The organism is Variovorax soli NBRC 106424, assembly GCF_001591385.1.
Lineage (GTDB): Bacteria > Pseudomonadota > Gammaproteobacteria > Burkholderiales > Burkholderiaceae_C > Variovorax > Variovorax soli.
In genome coordinates this window covers 1-20,424 of the sequence record NZ_BCUU01000064.1, presented here as the reverse complement: position 1 = coordinate 20,424, position 20,424 = coordinate 1, and the positions used below count along the sequence as shown (strand labels likewise).

Annotated in this window: 20 protein-coding genes; 12 read left to right on the top strand and 8 right to left on the bottom strand. The window is 67.4% G+C overall.

The features are described 5' to 3' along the window. The 7 genes from VSO01S_RS17800 to cynS all read left to right on the top strand — a co-directional run bounded on the left by VSO01S_RS17800 (nucleotide 1) and on the right by cynS (nucleotide 6,591). A complete protein-coding gene (locus VSO01S_RS17800) occupies nucleotides 1-945 on the top strand; it encodes an AraC family transcriptional regulator (RefSeq protein WP_068644152.1) in 945 nt (314 codons plus the stop codon). Between the two features lie 70 nt (nucleotides 946-1,015). Beyond that, nucleotides 1,016-2,191: a sensor histidine kinase gene (locus VSO01S_RS17795; RefSeq protein ID WP_373282906.1), complete on the top strand. Its 1,176-nt coding sequence runs from the start codon at nucleotides 1,016-1,018 to the stop codon at nucleotides 2,189-2,191. Beyond that, nucleotides 2,184-2,837: a response regulator gene (locus VSO01S_RS17790; protein WP_068644150.1), complete on the top strand. Its 654-nt coding sequence runs from the start codon at nucleotides 2,184-2,186 to the stop codon at nucleotides 2,835-2,837. Before VSO01S_RS17795 ends, VSO01S_RS17790 begins: the two co-directional genes overlap by 8 nt. Before the next feature lie 123 nt (nucleotides 2,838-2,960). Beyond that, nucleotides 2,961-4,370 (top strand): CmpA/NrtA family ABC transporter substrate-binding protein, encoded by a 1,410-nt coding sequence (locus tag VSO01S_RS17785; RefSeq protein ID WP_068644149.1) that lies wholly within the window; start codon nucleotides 2,961-2,963, stop codon nucleotides 4,368-4,370. Nucleotides 4,371-4,383: 13 nt separating this feature from the next. After that, nucleotides 4,384-5,244 (top strand): nitrate ABC transporter permease, encoded by an 861-nt coding sequence (gene ntrB, locus VSO01S_RS17780; RefSeq protein WP_068644148.1) that lies wholly within the window; start codon nucleotides 4,384-4,386, stop codon nucleotides 5,242-5,244. After that, nucleotides 5,234-6,106 (top strand): ABC transporter ATP-binding protein, encoded by an 873-nt coding sequence (locus VSO01S_RS17775; protein ID WP_068644147.1) that lies wholly within the window; start codon nucleotides 5,234-5,236, stop codon nucleotides 6,104-6,106. The genes ntrB and VSO01S_RS17775 overlap by 11 nt, the downstream gene beginning before the upstream one ends. Before the next feature lie 41 nt (nucleotides 6,107-6,147). After that, nucleotides 6,148-6,591 carry a cyanase gene (gene cynS / locus VSO01S_RS17770; RefSeq protein ID WP_068644146.1) on the top strand — a complete coding sequence of 148 codons (444 nt, stop codon included), beginning with the start codon at nucleotides 6,148-6,150 and terminating at the stop codon, nucleotides 6,589-6,591. Nucleotides 6,592-6,604: 13 nt separating this feature from the next. On the opposite strand, the gene VSO01S_RS17765 is transcribed toward cynS, so the two are convergent. From VSO01S_RS17765 to VSO01S_RS17745, 5 genes are all read right to left on the bottom strand, one after another. Beyond that, nucleotides 6,605-7,402: an FkbM family methyltransferase gene (locus tag VSO01S_RS17765; RefSeq protein ID WP_084241947.1), complete on the bottom strand. Its 798-nt coding sequence runs from the start codon at nucleotides 7,400-7,402 to the stop codon at nucleotides 6,605-6,607. 172 nt (nucleotides 7,403-7,574) lie between these two features. Next, nucleotides 7,575-9,227, bottom strand: a complete 1,653-nt coding sequence (groL, locus tag VSO01S_RS17760; RefSeq protein WP_068644145.1) for a chaperonin GroEL — start codon at nucleotides 9,225-9,227, stop codon at nucleotides 7,575-7,577. Between the two features lie 86 nt (nucleotides 9,228-9,313). Next, complete coding sequence (groES, locus tag VSO01S_RS17755) at nucleotides 9,314-9,607, bottom strand: co-chaperone GroES (RefSeq protein WP_068644144.1); 294 nt, start codon at nucleotides 9,605-9,607, stop codon at nucleotides 9,314-9,316. 208 nt (nucleotides 9,608-9,815) lie between these two features. Beyond that, complete coding sequence (locus tag VSO01S_RS17750; protein WP_068644143.1) at nucleotides 9,816-10,952, bottom strand: BMP family ABC transporter substrate-binding protein; 1,137 nt, start codon at nucleotides 10,950-10,952, stop codon at nucleotides 9,816-9,818. A gap of 61 nt (nucleotides 10,953-11,013) precedes the next feature. Continuing rightward, a complete protein-coding gene (locus VSO01S_RS17745) occupies nucleotides 11,014-11,742 on the bottom strand; it encodes a GntR family transcriptional regulator (RefSeq protein WP_068644142.1) in 729 nt (242 codons plus the stop codon). A 246-nt stretch (nucleotides 11,743-11,988) separates the two neighbouring features. Here VSO01S_RS17745 and VSO01S_RS17740 point away from each other — a divergent pair, with 246 nt between their 5' ends. Both VSO01S_RS17740 and VSO01S_RS17735 read left to right on the top strand, forming a co-directional pair. Next, complete coding sequence (locus VSO01S_RS17740) at nucleotides 11,989-13,074, top strand: DUF1989 domain-containing protein (RefSeq protein WP_068644141.1); 1,086 nt, start codon at nucleotides 11,989-11,991, stop codon at nucleotides 13,072-13,074. Nucleotides 13,075-13,123: 49 nt separating this feature from the next. After that, nucleotides 13,124-13,750 carry a flavin reductase family protein gene (locus tag VSO01S_RS17735; protein ID WP_068644140.1) on the top strand — a complete coding sequence of 209 codons (627 nt, stop codon included), beginning with the start codon at nucleotides 13,124-13,126 and terminating at the stop codon, nucleotides 13,748-13,750. A gap of 9 nt (nucleotides 13,751-13,759) precedes the next feature. Here VSO01S_RS17735 and VSO01S_RS17730 read toward each other — a convergent pair whose 3' ends face one another. Further along, nucleotides 13,760-14,776, bottom strand: a complete 1,017-nt coding sequence (locus VSO01S_RS17730) for a LacI family DNA-binding transcriptional regulator (RefSeq protein WP_084241946.1) — start codon at nucleotides 14,774-14,776, stop codon at nucleotides 13,760-13,762. A gap of 211 nt (nucleotides 14,777-14,987) precedes the next feature. Between VSO01S_RS17730 and VSO01S_RS17725 the strand changes: the two genes are divergently transcribed. From VSO01S_RS17725 to VSO01S_RS17715, 3 genes are read left to right on the top strand one after another with little or no spacing between them, the layout of a single operon-like run. Then, nucleotides 14,988-16,343, top strand: coding sequence for a uracil-xanthine permease family protein (locus VSO01S_RS17725; RefSeq protein ID WP_068644138.1), 1,356 nt, complete (start codon nucleotides 14,988-14,990; stop codon nucleotides 16,341-16,343). Beyond that, nucleotides 16,333-17,787 carry an amidohydrolase family protein gene (locus VSO01S_RS17720; RefSeq protein WP_068644137.1) on the top strand — a complete coding sequence of 485 codons (1,455 nt, stop codon included), beginning with the start codon at nucleotides 16,333-16,335 and terminating at the stop codon, nucleotides 17,785-17,787. Before VSO01S_RS17725 ends, VSO01S_RS17720 begins: the two co-directional genes overlap by 11 nt. Beyond that, on the top strand, nucleotides 17,784-18,497 hold the full coding sequence (locus tag VSO01S_RS17715) for a sulfite exporter TauE/SafE family protein (protein ID WP_068644136.1): 714 nt from the start codon (nucleotides 17,784-17,786) through the stop codon (nucleotides 18,495-18,497). The genes VSO01S_RS17720 and VSO01S_RS17715 overlap by 4 nt, the downstream gene beginning before the upstream one ends. 20 nt (nucleotides 18,498-18,517) lie before the next feature. Here VSO01S_RS17715 and VSO01S_RS17710 read toward each other — a convergent pair whose 3' ends face one another. Together VSO01S_RS17710 and VSO01S_RS17705 are read right to left on the bottom strand one after the other, a co-directional pair. Next, nucleotides 18,518-19,594, bottom strand: a complete 1,077-nt coding sequence (locus VSO01S_RS17710) for an ABC transporter ATP-binding protein (RefSeq protein ID WP_068644135.1) — start codon at nucleotides 19,592-19,594, stop codon at nucleotides 18,518-18,520. Nucleotides 19,595-19,608: 14 nt separating this feature from the next. Then, entirely contained in the window at nucleotides 19,609-20,412 is an 804-nt protein-coding gene (locus tag VSO01S_RS17705) for a carbohydrate ABC transporter permease (RefSeq protein ID WP_153305300.1), read from the bottom strand. Nucleotides 20,413-20,424: the final 12 nt, after the last annotated feature.

The window sequence follows — 20,424 nt, the reverse complement described above, 5'->3', positions numbered from 1 at the left end:
ATGAATTCAGCCCATCCGCGTCAAGCCGCCGCGCCGCGCCAGCGCCGCCCGGAACTGGAACAGGACTTCAACCGGTCGCCGGCGCTCGGCTACGAGGCGCCCGACCAGGCAGGTCTGGTGCGCTGCCTGATGCACGGCTACCCCACGCCGCTGGCGCGCTGGCATTTCCATGACGAGTACGAGCTTCACCTGATCACCGCCACCAAAGGCAAGGCCTTCATCGGCGACTGGATCGGTCCGTTCCAGCCCGGGCACCTGGTGCTGTGCGGCCCCCGCCTGCCGCACAACTGGGTGTCCTTCGACGTGCCGCCGCAGGGGGTCGAAGAGCGCGACCTGGTGATCCAGTTCATGCACGAGCCCTTCGAGCGGGCGGCACAGGACATTCCCGAACTGCGCGAGGTCATGCAATTGCTCGCGCGCGCCGGCCACGGCATCGAGTTCTTCGGCATGTCGCAGGTGGCGCGCGCGCACTGGGACAAGGTCAAGGCGGCGCGCGGCCTGCGCCGCTTCGGCCTGTTCTGCGAGTTCCTGGCCGACCTGGCGCAGTGCAACGACTACCGGTTGCTTTCCACCGTGCAGATGCAGGGTGCCGAGGGGGACGCGCAGGTGGACCAGATCAACGGCGTGGTCAACCGCATCATCGACAACGTGGGCGAGCCCATCAGCATGTCGGACGTGGCCAGGGAACTGGGCATGAGCGAAAGCCGCTTCTCGCGCTTTTTCCGGCGCTCCACGGGCAACAGCTTCACCGACTTCGTCAACCATGTGCGCATCAACAGCGCCTGCCACCTGCTGATGCAGACCGACCATCTGGTCACCGACATCTGCTACCAGGTGGGCTTCAACAACGTGGCCAACTTCAACCGGCGCTTCCTGGAAATCAAGGGCATGACGCCCACCGAGTTCCGGCGGCAGGCGGAATCGCGCTTCGCCGGAAGCCGCTAGCGCCCCGGGGCACTGCGCGGGCACGAGGGTTGCATGCGCCCGCGGCATGCACCCGGCGATCCTCGATCCCATGCCAGCCGCCGCTGACCCGCTGTGGCAGCGCCAGCTCGGCCTGCTGCTCGAATCCACCGGGGAGGGCATCTTCGGCATCGACCTGGACGGGCACTGCATGTTCATCAACCGGGCCGGGGCGCGCATGCTCGGCTGGGCGCCGGCGGAGGTGCTGGGCCGCAACATGCACGAGCTCACGCACCATTCGCATGCGGACGGGCGTCCCTACCTCGACACCGATTGCCCCATCTTCAATGCGTTCCGCCAGGGGCTGGCATGCCGCATCGACACGGAGGTGTTCTGGCGGCGCGAGGGCACGCCCTTCGCGGTAGAGTACTCCAGCCATCCCATCCTCGATGGCGCCCGGGTGCGCGGCGCGGTCATCACCTTTCTGGACATCACCGAGCGCAAGCGGGCGGCGCAGGCGCTGCAAAAAGCCAAGGACGAGCTGGAGCTGCGGGTGGCCGAGCGCACCGGCGAGCTGTCCGCCGCGCTGGTGCAGCTGCGCGAGCTGTCGGCCTATTCCGAATCGGTCCGCGAGGACGAGCGCACCCGCATCGCGCGCGAGGTCCATGACGAACTGGGCAGCCTGCTGGTGGCCCTGAAGATGGATGTGAACTGGCTGGACAAGCGCCTGGGCGAACAGCAGGCGCGAGACCCGGCGGCGGCCCAGGACATGCGCGAGCGCATGCGCTGCAAGTGCCGCAACATGAGCCGCCTGATCGAGAACGCGGTGGACAACGTCGGCCGCATCATCACCGACCTGCGTCCCAGCATCCTCGATCACCAGGGCCTGTGGGCCGCACTGGAATGGCAGGCACAGGACTTCGTGCAGTCGGCCGAACTGGCGCTGGACTGGGACATGCAACTTTCGCCCGAAGCCCCCGAACTGCCCGAGCCGGCCGCCATGGCGGTGTTCCGCATCTTCCAGGAGATGCTCTCGAACGTGGGCCGGCATGCGCAGGCGCGGCGCGTGCAGATCCGCATCGCCACCGATGCCCAGGCGCTGCGCCTGTCGGTGGGCGACGATGGCCGCGGCGCGCCGCCCGAAGCCTTCGAGGCGCCCACGGCCTATGGCGTGATGGGCATGCGCGAACGTGCACGCCACCTGGGCGGCCGCATCCGCATCGCCAGCCAGCCGGGCGCAGGCTCCGTTTTCGAATTGAACCTGCCATTTGCGCCAAGCCATGCCTGACACCATCCGGGTTTTGCTGGCCGACGACCATCGCATCGTCCGCGAGGGCCTCAAGCAGGTGCTGGCCGACGCCGCCGAGATCGAAGTCTGCGCGGAAGCCATTTCCGGTTCCGAGGCGCTGGCCGTGGTGCGCGCGCATGGCGGACCCCCGGCCCTGCATGTGGTGCTGCTGGACATTGCCATGCCGGATGGCGATGGGCTGGATGTGCTGCAGCAGCTGCGCAAGGACTGGCCTCGGTTGCCGGTTCTGATGCTCAGCACCTACCCGGAGCGCCAGTACGCGGTGCGCTGCATCAAGCTCGGCGCGGCGGGCTATCTCAACAAGGGTGCAGACCCCGACGACATGATCGCCGCGGTGCGCAAGGTGGCGTCCGGCGGGCGCTATGTCACGCCCGCCACGGCCGAGGCGCTGGCCAGCGCGGTCGGGTCGGCCTCCGCCGGCGTCGGGCACGAGGCGCTGTCCCACCGGGAGCACCAGGTCTTTCGCCTGCTCACCACGGGGCACAACGTGAGCGAAATTGGTGCGCGCCTGCAGCTCGCGCCCAACACGGTCAGCACTTACCGGGCACGAATCCTGGAAAAGACCGGCACCAAGAACGACGTCGAACTGGCCCTGTACGCCGAGCGGCATGCGCGTGGCGGCTGATTTGTAGGGCTGGCACTACAAGGCGTCCACGCAGGCGGCGCGATTTTCGCGTTGCGGGGGCGCAAGGCGCCGGTTTGGCCCGGGGCTTGCGAACGGCAGGGCATCGCTTCAACCAGGTGCCCCATGTCCAAGCTGCCATCCGACGCCCCAGTGCAAGCCTCCACGCAGGCCACCTACGACGCTTATGACGCGGACCGCCCGCTGCTCATGCGCTGCGCCTGCGGACAGGACCATGCGCCGTCGGAGCACGACGCGGCAACGCGCATGCAGAGCCAGGACGAACTGTCGAACGACTTCATCGAGGCTTCGCTGGTCAAGGCGATCTTTCCGCAGGACAGCGTACGGCGCCGGTTCCTCAAGGCCGTGGGCGCCAACACGGCGCGTGCCGCCATTGCGTCGCTTCTCCCGGTGGGTGCGCTGCAGGCGATGGCGCAGGATCGCGGCCCGCTGGAGAAGAAGGAGCTCAAGATCGGCTTCATCGCCATCACCTGCGCGAGCCCCCTGATCATGGCCGACCCGCTGGGCTTCTACCGCAAGGAAGGGCTGAGCGTGCAGCTGAACAAGACGGCCGGCTGGGCGCTCATCCGCGACAAGATCCTCAACAAGGAATACGACGCGACGCACTTCCTCTCGCCCATGCCGCTGGCCATCTCGATGGGGCTGGGCTCCAACCAGGCGCCGATGAAGGTGGCGAGCATCCAGAACACCAACGGCCAGGCGATCACGCTGCACCTCAAGCACAAGGACAAGCGCGACCCGAAGCAGTGGAAGGGCTTCAAGTTCGCCGTGCCTTTCGAGTACAGCATGCACAACTTCCTGCTGCGCTACTACCTGGCCGAGCACGGCGTGAACCCCGACACCGACGTGCAGATCCGCGTGACGCCGCCGCCGGAGATGGTGGCCAACCTGCGCGCCGGCAACATCGACGGCTTCCTCGGCCCCGATCCGTTCAACCAGCGCGCCGTGTACGACGAGGTCGGCTTCATCCACATCCTGTCGAAGGAGATCTGGGACGGCCACCCCTGCTGCGCCTTCGGCCTGCCCGAGTCCTTCATCAAGGAGAACCCGAACACCTATGCGGCGCTGTACCGCGCGATCCTGACGGCCAGCTACATGGCCAGCCTGCCGAAGGACCGTTCGCTGATCGCCAAGGTGATTGCGCCGACGCAGTACCTCAACCAGCCGGAGGCGGTGCTCGAACAGGTGCTCACCGGCAAGTTCGCCGATGGCCTGGGCAACATCCGCAACGTGCCCGACCGCGCCAACTTCGACCCGATGCCGTGGCAGAGCATGGCGGTGTGGATGCTCACGCAGATGAAGCGCTGGGGCTACATCAAGGGCGACATCAACTACCGGCAGATTGCCGAGCAGGTGTTCCTGATCACCGATGCGAAGAAGTACATGTCGCAGGTGGGCTTCAAGCCGCCGGAAGGCGCCTATCGCAGGTTCAAGGTGATGGGCAAGGACTTCGACCCGTCGAGGCCCGAGGAGTACCTGCAGGGCTTTGCCATCCAGAAGTCGGCCGCGGCTTGAGGGTGCGGGGCCAATGAAACTCCTGAACCTCAAGGCGGCCCTGGTCTCGGCCTTGCTGCTCGCGCTGCTGGTCGGCATCTGGTATGCGGCCACCTTGCCGGCCGGCGGTGCGGGCGGCACCGCAGCCGGCATGACGCCCGAACAGATCGAGTACGCCAGGATGATGGGCAAGGACCCGGGCGCGCAGAAAAGCAGCGGCTTTCCGACGCCCGGCCAGTTCTTCGCCACCATGGCGCAGCAGCTGGCCAATCCCTTCTACGACAACGGCCCCAACGACAAGGGCATTGCCATCCAGCTGGCGCATTCGCTGGGCCGCGTGGCGCTGGGCTTTGTGCTGGCCTGCGTGGTGGCGGTGCCGCTGGGCTTCGTGATCGGCATGAGCCCGCTGCTGCAGCGCGCCTTCGACCCCTTCATCCAGGTGCTCAAGCCGATCAGTCCGCTGGCCTGGATGCCGCTGGCCCTCTACACCATCAAGGACAGTTCGGTCTCGGGCGTGTTCGTGATCTTCATCTGCTCGGTGTGGCCGATGCTGATCAACACCGCCTTCGGCGTGGCATCGGTCAAGCGCGAATGGCTCAACGTGGCGCGCACGCTGGAAGTGACGCCGCTGCGCAAGGCCTTGCGCGTCATCCTGCCGGCGGCGGCGCCGACCATCCTCACGGGCATGCGCATCAGCATGGGCATTGCCTGGCTGGTGATCGTGGCCGCGGAGATGCTGGTGGGCGGCACCGGCATCGGCTACTTCGTGTGGAACGAGTGGAACAACCTCTCGCTCACCAACGTGATCTTCGCGATCCTGGTGATCGGCGTGGTGGGCATGCTGCTCGACCTGTTCTTTGCCCGACTCCAGAAGCTGGTGACCTATGTGGAGTGAAGCCCAGCAACGCCGGGCAGCGCCCGCATCGTCACCCACTGGAAAGCGCCAGATGCCCGTCGCCAACGCCTTCCTGAAGGTCGAGAACCTGGCCAGGTCCTTCGTGCTCGAGCGGCCGGTGTTCGCCGGCGTGAACTTCACGCTGGATCGCGGCGAGTTCGTCTGCATCATCGGCCATTCGGGCTGCGGCAAGACCACCATCCTCAACGTGCTGGCGGGCCTGGACCAGGCCAGCGAAGGCCACGTGTTCATGGACGGGCGCGAGCTGGCCGGCCCCGGCCTGGAGCGCGGCGTGGTGTTCCAGAGCCATGCGCTCATGCCGTGGCTGACGGTGCGGCGCAACATCGCCTTCGCGGTGGAATCGCGCTGGCCCGACTGGAGCCGCGCGCAGGTGGACGCGCACGTGCGCACCTTCGTCGAGATGGTCGGCCTGGGCGCCGCCATCGACAGGAAGCCGTCGGAACTCTCGGGCGGCATGAAGCAGCGCGTGGGCATTGCGCGCGCCTTCGCCATCCAGCCCAAGATGCTGCTGCTGGACGAGCCCTTCGGTGCCCTGGACGCGCTCACGCGCGGCACCATCCAGGACGAGCTCATGGCCATCGTGCGCGAGACGCGGCAGACGGTGTTCATGATCACGCACGATGTGGACGAGGCCATCCTGCTGGCCGACCGCATCCTGCTGATGAGCAACGGCCACGACACGGCCGGCGGCTACGTGCCCGGCGGCATCGCCGAGGTGGTGGCCAATCCGCTGCCGCGCGAACGCACGCGCGCCGGGCTGCATCACTTGCCCGGTTATTACGAGCTGCGCAACCACATCGTCGATTTCCTGGTCACCCGCGCGCGCGCCGGCGGCCGCTGAACCGTTTTCCAGACCCACCTCATCCTCAGGAGCCAAGCCAGATGAACCGCAACGACGTCACCGAGAAGATCATCACCGCCAAGGTCGCCCAGGGCCTCACCTGGGATTCCGTGGCAAAGAAAGTGGGCCAGTCGAAGGAGTGGACCACCGCCCTGTGCCTGGGCCAGATGACCGCCACCGCCGAGCAGGCGGCCGTGCTGGGCGAGATCTTCGGCCTCTCGCAGGACGAGCAGAAGTGGCTGCAGGTGGTGCCCTACAAGGGCTCGCTGCCCACTGCCGTGCCCACCGACCCCCTGATCTACCGCTGGTACGAGATCGTCAACGTGTACGGCAGCACCATCAAGGAGCTGATCCATGAGGAGTTCGGCGACGGCATCATGAGCGCCATCGACTTCAAGATGGACATCACGCGCGAGGCCGATCCCAAGGGCGACCGGGTCAACGTGGTCTTGTCGGGCAAGTTCCTGCCGTACAAGACCTACTGAGTTCCAGCGGGGTTCAGCGCCGCGTGACCGCCATGAAGTTGGTGGTCCTGAACTGCTCGTGCAGTTCGCTGTAGGCCTCCAAGGGGTGGAAGTAACCCAGGGGCGTGATGCGGAAGAGGTCGAAGTTCGACTGGCTGAACAGGTACCAGAAGTCCTGGAAGTAGGTCCGCGTGTCGATGTTGCAGCCGCCGAACTCGAAGGTCACGATATCGATGGCCTGGGCGGCCAGCATCCTGCTGGCGCCTGCCAGGGCGTCGAGTTCGTGCCCCTCGATGTCGATCTTCAGGAGATGGATCCGGGCGATGTCCCGGACGGCGCAATAGTCGTCGATGGTGGTCATCGAGACGGTTTCGGCCTGCTCGAACGCGATGTTGAGGTGGTCCAGCCGGCGCTTGGTCAGCGACGCCAGGCCCGAACCCGCTTCGTCGTAGTGGAGGGTGGCTTCACCCCGCTCCTTGCCCAGGCCGAAATTGTTCAGGTGCACGTCGGGCCTGCCCGATGCCGCTTGTTCCAGGTAGATGAATGTCTCGTGGCCCGGCTCGAAGCAATGGATCGTGTGTTCGGTGCCTTGCAGGCCGTTCAGTGCCAGCTGCAGAAACTGGCCCTTGTTGGCACCCACGTCGAAGACGCAATAGGGGCCCTCGATCTTGCGGCGCAGGTATTCGAAGATGGCGTGCTCGCCGCTGGACTGGACGCCTCCTCCGGAGCCCACACCCATCAGGTACTGCGAGAGCAGGACATTGCGCTGCAGCAAGCCCTGGACGAAGCGGTTTTGCGTTGTCCTGGCCAAGGTCCTCGTCAGCACTGACATGCGGTTCGCTCCTTGGGCGGGCTTTCCCCCGCAGGTTCTGAAGTTAATACTAAGTGTTTATTTGCGACGGATGCCTGTCAAGCACGCCAAATGAAAAAACCCGCAGCCCTTTCGAGCTGCGGGTTCCATTGCTTTTGGAAGAGCAGGCGCTCTTCCGTCGGCAACAGGCCTTTTACATGCCCATGCCGCCCATGCCACCCATGCCGCCCATGTCGGGCATGCCGCCGCCGGCCGGCGCGTCGTCCTTCGGTGCTTCGGCGACCATGGCTTCGGTCGTCAGCAGCAGCGAAGCCACGGAAGCAGCGTTCTGCAGCGCGGTGCGGGTCACCTTGGTCGGGTCCAGGATGCCCAGCTCGAGCATGTCGCCGTAGGTGTCGTTGGCAGCGTTGAAGCCGTAGTTGCCCTTGCCGGCCAGAACCGCGTTGACCACCACCGAGGCTTCGCCGCCGGCGTTGTTCACGATTTCGCGCAGGGGGGCTTCGATGGCCTTGAGCACCAGCTTGATGCCGGCGTCCTGGTCGGCGTTGTCGCCCTTGACCGAGGTGCCCACGGCTTGCTTGGCACGCAGCAGGGCCACGCCGCCACCGGCCACGACGCCTTCTTCCACTGCAGCGCGGGTGGCGTGCAGGGCGTCTTCGACGCGCGCCTTCTTTTCCTTCATTTCGACTTCGGTGGCAGCGCCGACCTTGATCACGGCAACACCGCCGGCCAGCTTGGCCACGCGCTCTTGCAGCTTCTCGCGGTCGTAGTCGCTGGTGGCTTCCTCGATCTGCACGCGGATCTGCTTCACGCGGGCTTCGATGTCGGCAGCAGCGCCGGAGCCGTCGATGATGATGGTGTTTTCCTTGCCCACTTCGATGCGCTTGGCCTGGCCGAGGTCGGCCAGCGTCACCTTCTCGAGGGTCAGGCCCACTTCTTCGGCGATGACCTTGCCGCCCGTCAGGATGGCGATGTCTTCCAGCATGGCCTTGCGGCGGTCGCCGAAGCCAGGTGCCTTCACGGCCACGACCTTCAGGATGCCGCGGATGGTGTTGACCACCAGCGTCGCCAGGGCTTCGCCTTCGACTTCTTCAGCGATGATCAGCAGCGGACGGCCGGCCTTGGCCACTTGCTCCAGCGTGGGCAGCAGGTCGCGGATGTTGCTGATCTTCTTGTCGAACAGCAGGACGAACGGGTTGTCCAGGATGGCCGACTGCTTGTCGGGGTTGTTGATGAAGTAGGGCGACAGGTAGCCGCGGTCGAATTGCATGCCTTCGACGACGTCCAGCTCGCTGTCCAGCGACTTGCCGTCTTCGACGGTGATCACGCCTTCCTTGCCGACCTTGTCCATCGCGTCAGCGATGATCTTGCCGATGGTTTCGTCGCTGTTGGCCGAGATCGAGCCGACTTGCGCGATTTCCTTGGAGGTGGTGGTGGCCTTCGAAGCCTTCTTCAGCTCTTCCACCAGAGCGGCGACAGCCTTGTCGATGCCGCGCTTGAGGTCCATCGGGTTGATGCCGGCGGCCACGTACTTGAAGCCTTCGCGCACGATGGCCTGGGCCAGAACCGTGGCGGTGGTGGTGCCGTCACCAGCGTTGTCGCTGGTCTTGGAAGCCACTTCCTTCACGAGCTGGGCGCCCATGTTCTGCAGCTTGTCCTTGAGTTCGATTTCCTTGGCGACCGACACGCCGTCCTTGGTCACGGTGGGGGCGCCGAAGGAGCGCTCGAGCACCACGTTGCGGCCCTTGGGACCCAGGGTGACCTTCACTGCGTTGGCCAGGATGTTGACACCCTCGACCATGCGGGCGCGGGCTTCGCCGCCGAAGACTACGTCTTTTGCTGCCATTTAAATTACTCCGGAAATTTGAATATCTAGTCAGTTGAGGACAGAGCAGCCAGCCGCTTCGCGGCCGTCTGGTCTGTCCCGCAAAATCACTTGGCTTCGACCACCGCGAACAGGTCGTCTTCCTTCATGACCAGCAGCTCGTCGCCGTCGACCTTGACGGTCTGGCCCGAGTACTTGCCGAACAGCACGCGGTCGCCGACCTTCACGTTCAGGGCAATGATGTCGCCCTTGTCGTTCTTCTTGCCCGGGCCCACGGCCAGCACTTCGCCTTGGTCCGGCTTCTCGGCGGCGTTGTCGGGGATGACGATGCCCGAGGCGGTCTTGGTTTCGCTTTCAATGCGCTTGACGATCACGCGATCGTGCAAAGGACGAAGTTTCAATTGCATCTCCTTGAATGGAAGAAAGAACAAAAAGGGGGCCGAACGGCCCGGCTTGGGTCGTTCCGTTCGGCGAGACGAGGGGGTGTTGTTAGCACTCAACCCCAACGAGTGCTAATCATAAGGGCTTTTGTGACGGTTTCAAGACGGGGTGACGGCCACCCCCTGGCGGCGCCGCAAGCCTGGCGCGCTGTGCCGGCAGTCGGGGGCTTCAGCCCAGCGTGCCGGCCACCCCCTCGATCAGGAAGTCCATCCTGTCGAGCACCGGGTCGTAGTTGCCGTAGCCCTTGTCGAGCGCCACCTTCCCGGTGTTGCTCTTGACCGGCCCGGTCCAGATCGGCTTGCCGGCCTTCAGCTCGGCCATCGCGGCGGTGGCGGCGTTGCGTGCCTGCTCGGTGGCGCCGGCGCCGAAGGGCGTGCTCTGGACCATGTCCTTGTCGTAGCCGCCGAAGAACCGGTTGGGCAGCTTGGTGCCCGCGCCCAGGTCGGCGGCGAAGGACTTGTACACGGTCTCCCACTTGTTCTCGGCGCCGGTGATGAAGCCCTTGGGCGCCAGGCGGGCCTGGGAGGCGTTGTGTCCGCAGGTCTTGACGCCGGCCTTCTCTGCCGTCTCGATCACCACCTTCGGGCTGTCGACATGGCAGGCGATGACGTCGGCGCCGGCGGCGACGAGCGAGTTGGTGGCCTCGGCCTCGCGCACCGGCATCGACCAGTCGCCGGTCATCACCAGCTGCACCACCGCGTTCGGATTGACGCGCCGCACCCCCAGCGTGAAGGTGTTGATGTTGCGCAGGACGATCGCGATGGGCTTGGCCGCCACGAAGCCGATCTTGTTCGTCTTCGTCGACAGGCCCGCGGCGATGCCGTTGATGTAGTGCGCCTGGTCCAGGTAGCAGAAATAGCCGCCCAGGTTGGCCGGGTGCTTGTCGGGCGACCAGAGGGAGGTGGGGTGGCGGAACTCCACCTTGGGATACTTCTTCGCCAGCTCGATCATGAACGGATCGAAGTAGCCGAAGGAGGTGCCGAAGATGAGCGACGCCCCGTCGCTCTCGATCATGCCGGCGATGGTCTTTCGCACGGCCACCGTCTCGGGCACGTTCTCCTCTTCCACCACCTTCACGCCCGGCACGGACTTGAGCGCCCGGGCGGCCACGGCATGCGCCTGGTTCCAGCCGAAATCGTCGCGCGGGCCGACGTAGACGATGCCGACGGTGACATCGGACTTGGCGGCATGCGCCGCGCCTGCGCCCAGCAGGGCAGGCGCAGTGCTGCCCAGCAGGCTGCCGGCGGCGGAGCCGACGGTGGTGCCGAGGAAGCGGCGGCGGTTCCAGTTGCTCTGATGCGTCATGGGGACTCCTTGATGGGGCGAAGGGGATTGGCGAAGGGAAAGGAATGGGGCGGCGGGCAGATCAGCCCACCTTGCGTGCGCGCCGGGCTGGCGCGGCAACGCTGGCCGCGTAGCGGTCCAGGATGCCGCCCAGGTTGTCGTCGACCGGCTTCTTCTCGGGCGCCAGCGCGCGCTGCTGGATGCTTGCCAGGTGCGCGTCCATCAGGCGCAGCGCCGCCTTGGCGTCGCGGCGCCGAAGGGCTTCGATCAGCGCCTTGTGCTCGTCGATGCCGCACTGGGGCGAGTGCGTGTTGCCGTAGATGGCCAGGATCAGCGAGCAGCGCGAAACCAGTTCGGACAGGTAGCGCGTGATCACCGGGTTGCCCGCCAACTGCGCCAGGCGGATGTGGAACTCCCCGGCCAGGCGCGCGCACAGCGCCGGCGGCTGGGTGCGTGCCGCATCTTCCTCGTCGCGCAGGTGGCCCTCCAGCGCGGCGCCCATGGACGGCGTCCAGCGCTCGATGACCAGCCGCACCACCTCGCGTTCCAGGCAGGCGCGCGCCTCGAAGACGTTGTGCGCCTCGGCGCGCGAGGGCTGCGCCACGGTGGCCGTGCGCCGTCGGCCGGCGTCCACCAGACCTTCGGCGATGAGGCGGGCCAGTGCTTCGCGCACCAGCGTCCGGCTCACGTTCAGATGCGCGGCCAGCGTGTCTTCGGGCAGCTTGGTGCCCGGCGTCAGCGCCTGTTCGATGACCGCGTGCTTGAGCGCCAGATAGGCGACTTCCGATTTGCTGGGTTCGTCCTGGTTCATTCCGTGGCCTGTGCGGCTGTATGCAGCATTTCTCCAGGCTGTATGCGAAAAGCGGGCCAGCTTGTTTGGCGGCCGGATGGGTTCACGTGCACCGAATTGAAGCCAATGCGCCTCGGATTGAGGCGAAGCCGCCGGCGTCATGGGGCCAGTCGCATGGCCGCACGCCAAGATGAGGCGCTTCGCCGATGGCAGGGATATTGCATACCTGATTCCTCAATCACGTATACATGACAGGAGCCCAGCGGCATGAGCAGCCCCCAAACCATCACCCTGAGTCTCAACCCGCAGCAGCTCGACCTTCTGCAGCGCTGCATCGCCGCGGGCGATGCGCCCGACCTGCAGGCGCTGGCCGAACGCGCCCTTCGCGAATGGAAGGACGGCGTGCCCTCGGCCAAGCCCGCGGCGGTGGCCAAGTCCGATTCCGCGGGTCTGTCGGACCGGCGCGAACTGCTGGCCACCCACGTGCTGGAACCGGGCACCGGCAAGGCATTGGAAGTGATGCAGGGGCAGGTCTTGCGCATCGAGCAGGTCGAGGGCGGCCAGTGCGCCGACTTCAACTGCTTCAACCTTCACGACTACAAGGAATTCATGCACGTGGGGCGCACCCGCACCCTGCATGGCTTCAACCCCGGGCCTGGCGACTTCCTGTGGTCGGCGCCGCCGCGCGAGCGCGCCATGATGTTCATCCTGGCGGACACGGTGCGTGCCAACGACGTGATGTTCCCGCGCTGCAGCGCCAACCTGTACGAGTCGGTGTACGGCTTTGCCCGGCACACCAACTGCCACGACATCCAGTCGGAGGCGCAGCGCGAGTACGGGCTCACGCCCGACGACGTGCACGACTCGTTCAACCTGTTCATGAACACCGTCATCTCCGGGCAGCGCGGCCGCATCGAGCGCCAGACCTCCAGGGCTGGCGACCATGTGGAACTGCTGGCGCTGATGGACGTGCTGGCCGTGCCCAACGTGTGCGGCGCCGACGTGATGCGCACCAGCAACTTCTCGCTCAAGCCCCTGAAGGTGCAGGTCTTCAGCGCGTCCGAAAAAGACAGCGCCGCCGTCCCGCCCCTGCCCAGGTGGGACACCCAGCGCACGCCGGCGCAGTTCCGCCAGAAAGACATCAAGGCCGATCGCGCACTGCGCCGCGATCCGGGCTACCGGCCGGAATTCACCAACGTGCCCCTGCTCCAAAGCCAGCACCCGGTGCTGCTCGATGCAGCGCAATGCGAGCTGCTCGAATCCTTCGCGCTGAAGCAGTTCTACGGTGCCAACCTGGGCGCGCAGCTTCGCGACGTTCTCTTCAGCTGGTGGGAAAAGCGCTACCTGGAATGAGCGCAGGACCGCCCGCGCCGCCCGACATCACGCCGACAATGCGAACCCCATGGAAATCGACTTCAGCACCCTCACCGAATACCAGCGCTACAAGCTGATGGCCAGCCTGATCGTGCCCCGGCCGATCGCGCTGGTCACCACGCTCGGGCCCGACGGCACGGTCAACGCGGCGCCTTTCTCCATGTTCAACATGCTGGGCGAGGAGCCGCCCATCGTCATGATCAGCGTGAACCGGCTGACCGACGGCTCGCTCAAGGACACCGCGGCCAACATCGTGCGAACCCGGGAGTTCGTCGTTCACCTGAGCGACGAGGCCATGGCCGCGAAGATGCACCAATGCGGCGAACGGCTGCCGCCGGACATGAGCGAACTGGCGCACGCCGGCCTGACGCCGGCGCCATGCACGCAGGTGGCGCCGCCGCGCATCGCCCAGGCCCCCGTCGCCTTCGAATGCAATTTGTGGGAGACGCTGGAGACCGAGAGCCGGCAGATCTTCATCGGCCGCGTTCTGCGGCTGCATGCGCGCGACGGGCTCATCGACACCGAGCGCTGGCGCGTGCGGCTGCAGGAGTATTTCCCGGTCGGGCGTTTTGGCGCCAGCTTCTACGTCACCACGCGCGACCGCTTCTCGCTGGAAAAGGATGCGGGCACCGTCACGCCCATCGACGAGATGTAGGCGGGTCGATCACGGCAGGCGCCGCGACGACGCCCGCCACACCAGTTCCGGTGCCGGCCCGGCCACGGTGCGCCGGGCGGTGTCGCCGCGCAGGTGGTCGAACAGCAGGTCGATGGCCAGGTGGGCCACCTCGTCCAGGTGCAGGTCGACGGCGGTGAGCGGCGGCTCGCTCATGCGGGCGCGAATGCCGTCGTAGCGGGTGGCCAGCATCACGTCCTGCGGCACCCGGCGGCCGGCCTGCGCCAGGAAGCGCGCCACGCCGGTGGCGAAAGCGTCCACCGGCACGCAGAAGGCGTCGATGGCGGCATCGCGCGCCAGCAGCTCGGCTGCGGCGGCAAAGCCGCCTTCCTCGCCCAGCGCCTCGTCCACGCGCAGGCACAGGCGCGGCATGCCCTGCGCGGACACCATCTCGTCATAGGCCGCCTGCGCCTGCGCATAGGAATTGCGCTCGGCCGCGCCCACCACCAGCGCGATGCGACGTGCGCCCTGGTCCTGCAGGTGCTTCAGTAGCAGCTCCGTGGCCTGGCGGGAATGCAGGTCCACGAAGGGGGCCGGGTCGCGGGTGCCCCCCTGGCGGCCGATGCTCACCACCGGCAGCCCGCGCAGGCGTAGCGCCTCCAGGTTCGGGTCGTCGGCCGAAGGCTCGATGACCAGCGCGCCGTCCACATCCAGCAGGTCCAGCGGCGCATGGCCCGTTTCCAGCGGCGGGGCCAGCACCATCGCCAGGCCGCGCTCCAGGGCGGCAGCGGCGGCCACCGCGGCGATCTCCATCAGGAAGCCCAGGCGCGACGGGCCGCCCGCCACGGCAAAGGGCATGGACGAGAGCAGCACGATCATGTGCGCCTCGCCGGTGCGCAGCCGCTGGGCGTGCCGGTTCGGGCGGTAGCCCAGGGCGGCGGCGGCCTGCGCGACCCGCTCGCGCGTGCGTGCATCCACCTGGCCGCGCCCGTTGAGCGAATGCGACACGGTGGTGGGCGACACCCCGGCGGCCCGCGCCACGTCGGCAATGGTGACGCGCTGAGTCATCCCCGCGGCACCTCCCGATCCTTGATCTCGCTTTCCCATGTTGACGCCGGCCCTGGATGATGATTGAATTACCCAAATCGTTTTGGGCGTGACCCAAAATGGTAACGCACCGCCTGAAGGACCTTTGAGGCGGTTTTTTCGGCCCACAACCCAAATCGATTTGGGTGATCCGACGCCAGTCGGTTGAATTCAAAAAACCAGGAGACAAATCATGGCGAGCGTTCCCGAGACACAGCCGGTCGATGCAGTGCTGCCCTTGCCGCAGCTGCTGCTGTTCGGCCTGCAGCACGTACTGGTGATGGCGGCGGTGCCCATCACCTCCGTCTTTCTGGTGGCCAAGGCGCTGGGCCTGCCGGCGGGCGTGACCATCAACCTGATCAGCGCCACCTTCCTGATGTGCGGCCTGGGCTCGCTGCTGCAGTCTTTCGGGCCGTGGAAGCTCGGCGCCAAGCTGCCCTTCGTGATGGTGCCGGGCGGCGCGCCGATCGTGATGTTCCTCACCATCGCGCAGCAGACCGACCTGCAGACCGCCTCGGGCGCGGTCATCCTCACCTCGCTGTTCTATTTCGTGGTGCTGCCGGTGTTCGCGCGCTGCCTCAAGTACTTTCCCAAGATCGTGATCGGCACGCTGCTCATGCTGGTGTCGATCAACTTGGTGAAGGTGTACGGCGGCATCATCGCCGGCAAGCCGGGCACGCCCGGCTTCGCCGACCCTGTGCACATCGGGCTGGCCCTGGCCACCATCGGTTTCACCATCCTGTTCGCCCGCATCTTCAAGGGCCTGCTGGGCCAGTTGAGCGTGCTGCTGGGCCTGCTGGCCGGCGCGCTGGTCGCGGCGGCCCTGGGCTTCATGGACGTGAGCGGCGTGGCCAACGGCCCGGTGTGGAGCGCCCCCAGCCTGCTGCCTTTCGGCACACCCAAGTTCGACCTGATCGCGGCCGTGCCGCTGCTGGTGTTCAGCGTGATCTCGATGGTGGAGGCCACCGGCCAGACCGTGGCGGTGGCCGAGATCGTCGGCAAGCGCATCGAGCCGCGCGACGTGGTGCCGCGCACCATCCGCGGCGACGCGCTGATGTCCTTCTTCGGCGGCCTGTTCGGCACGTCGATGATCATCACCAGCGGCGAGAACGTCGGCATCGTGCGTGCCACCCAGGTGCGCTCGCGCTACGTCACCGCCGCGGCCGGCGCCATCCTGGTGCTGGTGGCGCTGTTCGCGCCGCTCGGCCGGCTGGCCAATGCCATCCCCGAGGCGGTGGTGGGCGGCACGGCCATGGTGGTGTTCGCCATCATCGGCACCATCGGCATCGACATGCTGCGCAAGGCCGACCTGCACGAGCGCTCCAACATGTTCGTGCTGGCCGGCGCGCTGGCCATGGGCCTGCTGCCGATCCTGGTGCCGGGCTTCTACAGCGGCTTTCCGAAGGCACTTCAGCCCGTGCTGGGCAACGGCCTGGCGATGGGCGCGCTGACCGCGGTGCTGCTGAACATCCTCTTCAACCACCTTGGCGGTGCGCGCGGCAGCAACACGGTTGCAGCCGCGCCGCAAGGAACCCCCAATGCCCACTGAAAACAGAGAACTCCAATCCTCGTCCTTCGAGGCCGGCACGCTGCTGCTGGCACCGGAGCACCTGCTGCTGCGGGGCGGCCCGGTCACCGGCCATGCGGTGCTGGTGCAGGACGGCCGCTTCGCGGACGTCGGCCCCGCCCCGGTGCTGAAGGCGCGCCACGCGCAGCACACGCCCGTCGAGATGCCAGGCCACCTGCTGATGCCCGGCATGATCGATGCGCACCACCACCTCACCCAGTCCTTCGGCAAGTCGCTGGCCTATGGCGAGCCGTCGGAGATCTTCCGGCGGGTGTGGGTGCCGCTCGAATCGAGCCTGAACGACGAGTTCGTCTACCAGAGCGCCAAGCTCGCCGCGCTCGAATCGCTGCGCGGCGGCTTCACCACCGCGTGCGACGCCGGCACCCGCGCCAAGGGCGAGATCGGTGCCGTGGCCCGCGCCACCACGGAGGCCGGCCTGCGCTGCGTGCTGGGCATGATCTGCAACGACGGCGGCAACGAGAGCACCGCCGAGCAGCGCAGCGCCATCCGCCAGCAGGCCGAGCGCTTCCTGTCGCAGTGGAAGAGCGATCCGCTGGTGCACCCGTCGCTGGCCATCTCCATTCCCGAGGCCGCCTCGGACGAGATGCTGGCCGCCATCTCCGCGATGTGCGCGGAGGCCGGCACCATCTTCCAGAGCCATGTGAATGAGCACCTGGCCGCCGTCGAGCGCTCGGTGGTCAAACGCGGGTTGCGCCCGCTGGAGCTGCTCGCCAAGGTCGGCGCGCTGGGGCCGCAGGTGCTGATCGCGCACGGCACGCTGGTCACGCCTTCGGAGCTCATGCTGCTGCAGCGCACCGACACGGCCTTCAGCTACAACCCGGTGGCCAGTGCCTGGAAGGGCAATGCCGTGGCGCCCGCGCACTTGATGGCCGAACTGGGCATCCGCTTCGGCCTGGGCACCGATTCGACCCGCAGCGATGCCTTCCGCCTGATGGATGCGGCCGAAGCGGCGCAGAAGTTCGCCTTCTCGATGGCGGTGGGCGACACCTCCGCCGGCGCCGGCTGGACCTGGCTGGACCATGCCACGCACGAAGGCGCGCGCGCCATCGGCCTGGCGCCGCGCATCGGCGAGATCGCGGTGGGCAAGGAGGCCGACTTCCTGCTGGTCGACGTGGACACGCCCGAGTTGTGCACCAGCGTCGACCTGGTGTGGGACCTGGTGCGCCTCGCGCAGCGCGACCAGATCGCGGCCAGCTTCGTGGCGGGGCGCCTGCGCCTGTGGCACGGCTGGCCGCTGGACTGGGATGCGCGTGCCCTGATGCGGCAGGTGGCGCAGACGGCGCACGACGCCATCGCTCGCGCGCCCATCCAGCGCCTGCACCCGGTGGCGGCCGAGCACAAGCGGCGCGCGCTGGCGGCGGCCGAATCGCTGGCCGGCGCGGCGGCGGCAGGAGCCGGCCGGTGAGCACGACGCAGCTGATCCTCTTCTCGGCCATCGTCGTCGTGGGCGGCTTCATCCAGGGCTCCACCGGCATGGGCTTCGCGCTGATGGTGGCGCCGGTCATCAGCCTGTTCAATCCCGAACTGCTGCCCGTGTGCGTGCTGATATTGATGCTGCCGCTGTCGATGTATGTCGCGCATCGCGAGCACCGGGCGGTGGACCGGCCGGGCAGCGCCTGGATCACCGCCGGCCGGCTGCTGGGCACCTTCGGCGGGCTGGCGGTGCTGGCCTGGCTGAGCCCGCGCAGCCTGGCCATCTTCGTGGGCCTGTCGACCATCGCGGCGGTGGCGGCGACCTGGTTCATGCCGGCCTTCACGCCGGGGCGCGGTGCGCTGGCCACCGCCGGCCTCATCACCGGCGTGACCGAGACCGCCACCGGCATCGGCGGCCCGCCGCTGGCGCTGGTCTACCAGCACCAGCCGGTGGCCGTGATGCGCTCCACCCTGGCCGTGTGCTTCCTGGTGGGGCAGGTGATGTCGCTGATCTTCCTGTTCGCCGCAGGGCAGGTGCGCCAGCCGCAGCTGCTGGCCGCGGCCCAGTTGCTGCCGGCGCTGGGCGTCGGGGCGCTGCTCAGCCACTACGTGCACCACCGGATCAACGAGCGCTTCATGCGCTCCTTCGTGCAGCTCTTCGCGGTGGCGTCGGGGGTGGTGCTGCTGGTCAAGGCGCTCTGAGCAAGCCCTGGGCAGCGCCGTCAGTTCAGCCGCAGCCCGCTTCCCGCGTCGAAGACATGCGCCAGTTCGGCTTGCGGCCGCAGCCGCAGCAGCTCGCCGGGACGTGCGCCGATGCGCTCGCGCAGCTGGGCAACGATGTCATGGCCGGCCACGCGTGCAGCCACCTGGGTGTCGGAGCCGGTCGGCTCCACCACCCGCACTTCGGCCGCCACGCCTTCGTCGTCGTCGCCGCCCACCAGCGAGAAATGCTCGGGCCGCGCGCCGTAGACCACGCGCGTGCCCTGCTCGGCGCGAGGTGCACGCGCCAGGGGCAGCCGGAGCCCGTCGTCGGTGAGCACATGCGGTGCGCCTTCCAACTGCAGCCGGCCCGGAATGAAGTTCATCGCCGGCGAGCCGATGAAGCCGGCCACGAAGGCATTGCCCGGCCGGTCGTACAGCTCCAGCGGCGTGCCCACCTGCTCGATGTGCCCGTCCTTGAGCACCACGATGCGGTCGGCCAGCGTCATGGCCTCCACCTGGTCGTGCGTGACGTACACCGTGGTGGTGCGAAGGCGCTGGTGCAGCGCCTTGATCTCGGTGCGCACCTGCACGCGCAGCTTGGCGTCCAGGTTGGACAGCGGCTCGTCGAACAGGAAGGCCTGCGGCCGCCGCAAAATGGCCCGGCCCATGGCCACGCGCTGGCGCTGCCCGCCCGAGAGCTGGCCCGGCTTGCGCTCGAGCAGGGGCGACAGGCCCAGGATGCCCGCCACCTCGGCCACCCGCACCCGGATCTCGGCGGGCCGGACCTTCTGCAGCCGCAGCGAGAAGCCCAGGTTGTCAGCCACCGTCATGTGCGGGTACAGCGCGTAGTTCTGGAACACCATGGCGATGTCGCGGTCGCGCGGCGCAATGGGGTCGATGCGGCGCGCGCCCAGGTGGATTTCGCCGCCGCTGGTTTCCTCCAGCCCGGCGATCATGCGCAGCAGGGTCGACTTGCCGCAGCCCGACGGGCCGACCAGCGCGACGAATTCGCCGTCGCCGATGTGCAGGTCGATGCCGTGCACGACCGGGTTCTTGCCGTAGCGCTTGCTCAGCTGCCGCAGTTCGATGCTTGCCATGTCTCTTCTGCCCCTCAGTCTTTCAGCCCGCCCGCGGTCAGGCCCTGCACCAGCCACTTGCGCACCACCAGCGTGAACACCACCGCCGGCGCCATCACCAGCGTGCCGGCGGCGGCGATGCGGCTCCATTCCCATCCTTCGTACTGCAGGAAATTGACGATGGCCACCGGCGTGGTGACGGCCTCGGTGCGCGTGAGGATCAGGGCGAAGAAGAAGTCGTTCCACGAGAAGACGAAGCACAGCACCGCGGTGGCCGCCAGGCCCGGCGCGGCCAGCGGCAGCGTCACGCGCCAGAAGGCCTGCCACACGCCGCAGCCGTCGATGTAGGCGGCTTCTTCCAGCGCCGGCGGCACCGCCTCGAAGAAGGTCTGCATCAGCCAGATGACGACGGCCAGGTTGAAGGTGAGGTAGACGATGGCCAGGCCCAGCACCGTGTCCTGCAGGCCGAGCCAGCGGTAGGCCAGGAAGAAGGGAATGGTGAAGGCGATGGGCGGCGCCATGCGCGTCACCAGGATCCACAGCGCCACCTGCGAGCGGGCCTTGAAGTTCCAGCGCGCCAGCGCGTAGGCGGCCGGCACGCCGATGGCCAGCGACAGCGCGGTGGACAGCGTGCTCACCAGCAGGCTGTTGCCGAAGGAGCGCGCGAAGTTGCCTTGCAGCAAGCCGGCGAAGGAGTCCAGGGTGGGCGTGAACCACAGCGCGTCGCCGAAGATATCGGCCTCGGGCCGCAGGGCCAGCTGCACGAGCCACAGGAAGGGAAACATCAGCACGAGCAGCAGGGCCAGCGCCGCCGTGGCGCGCGCATGCCGGCGTGCCAGGCGGGCGGCGCC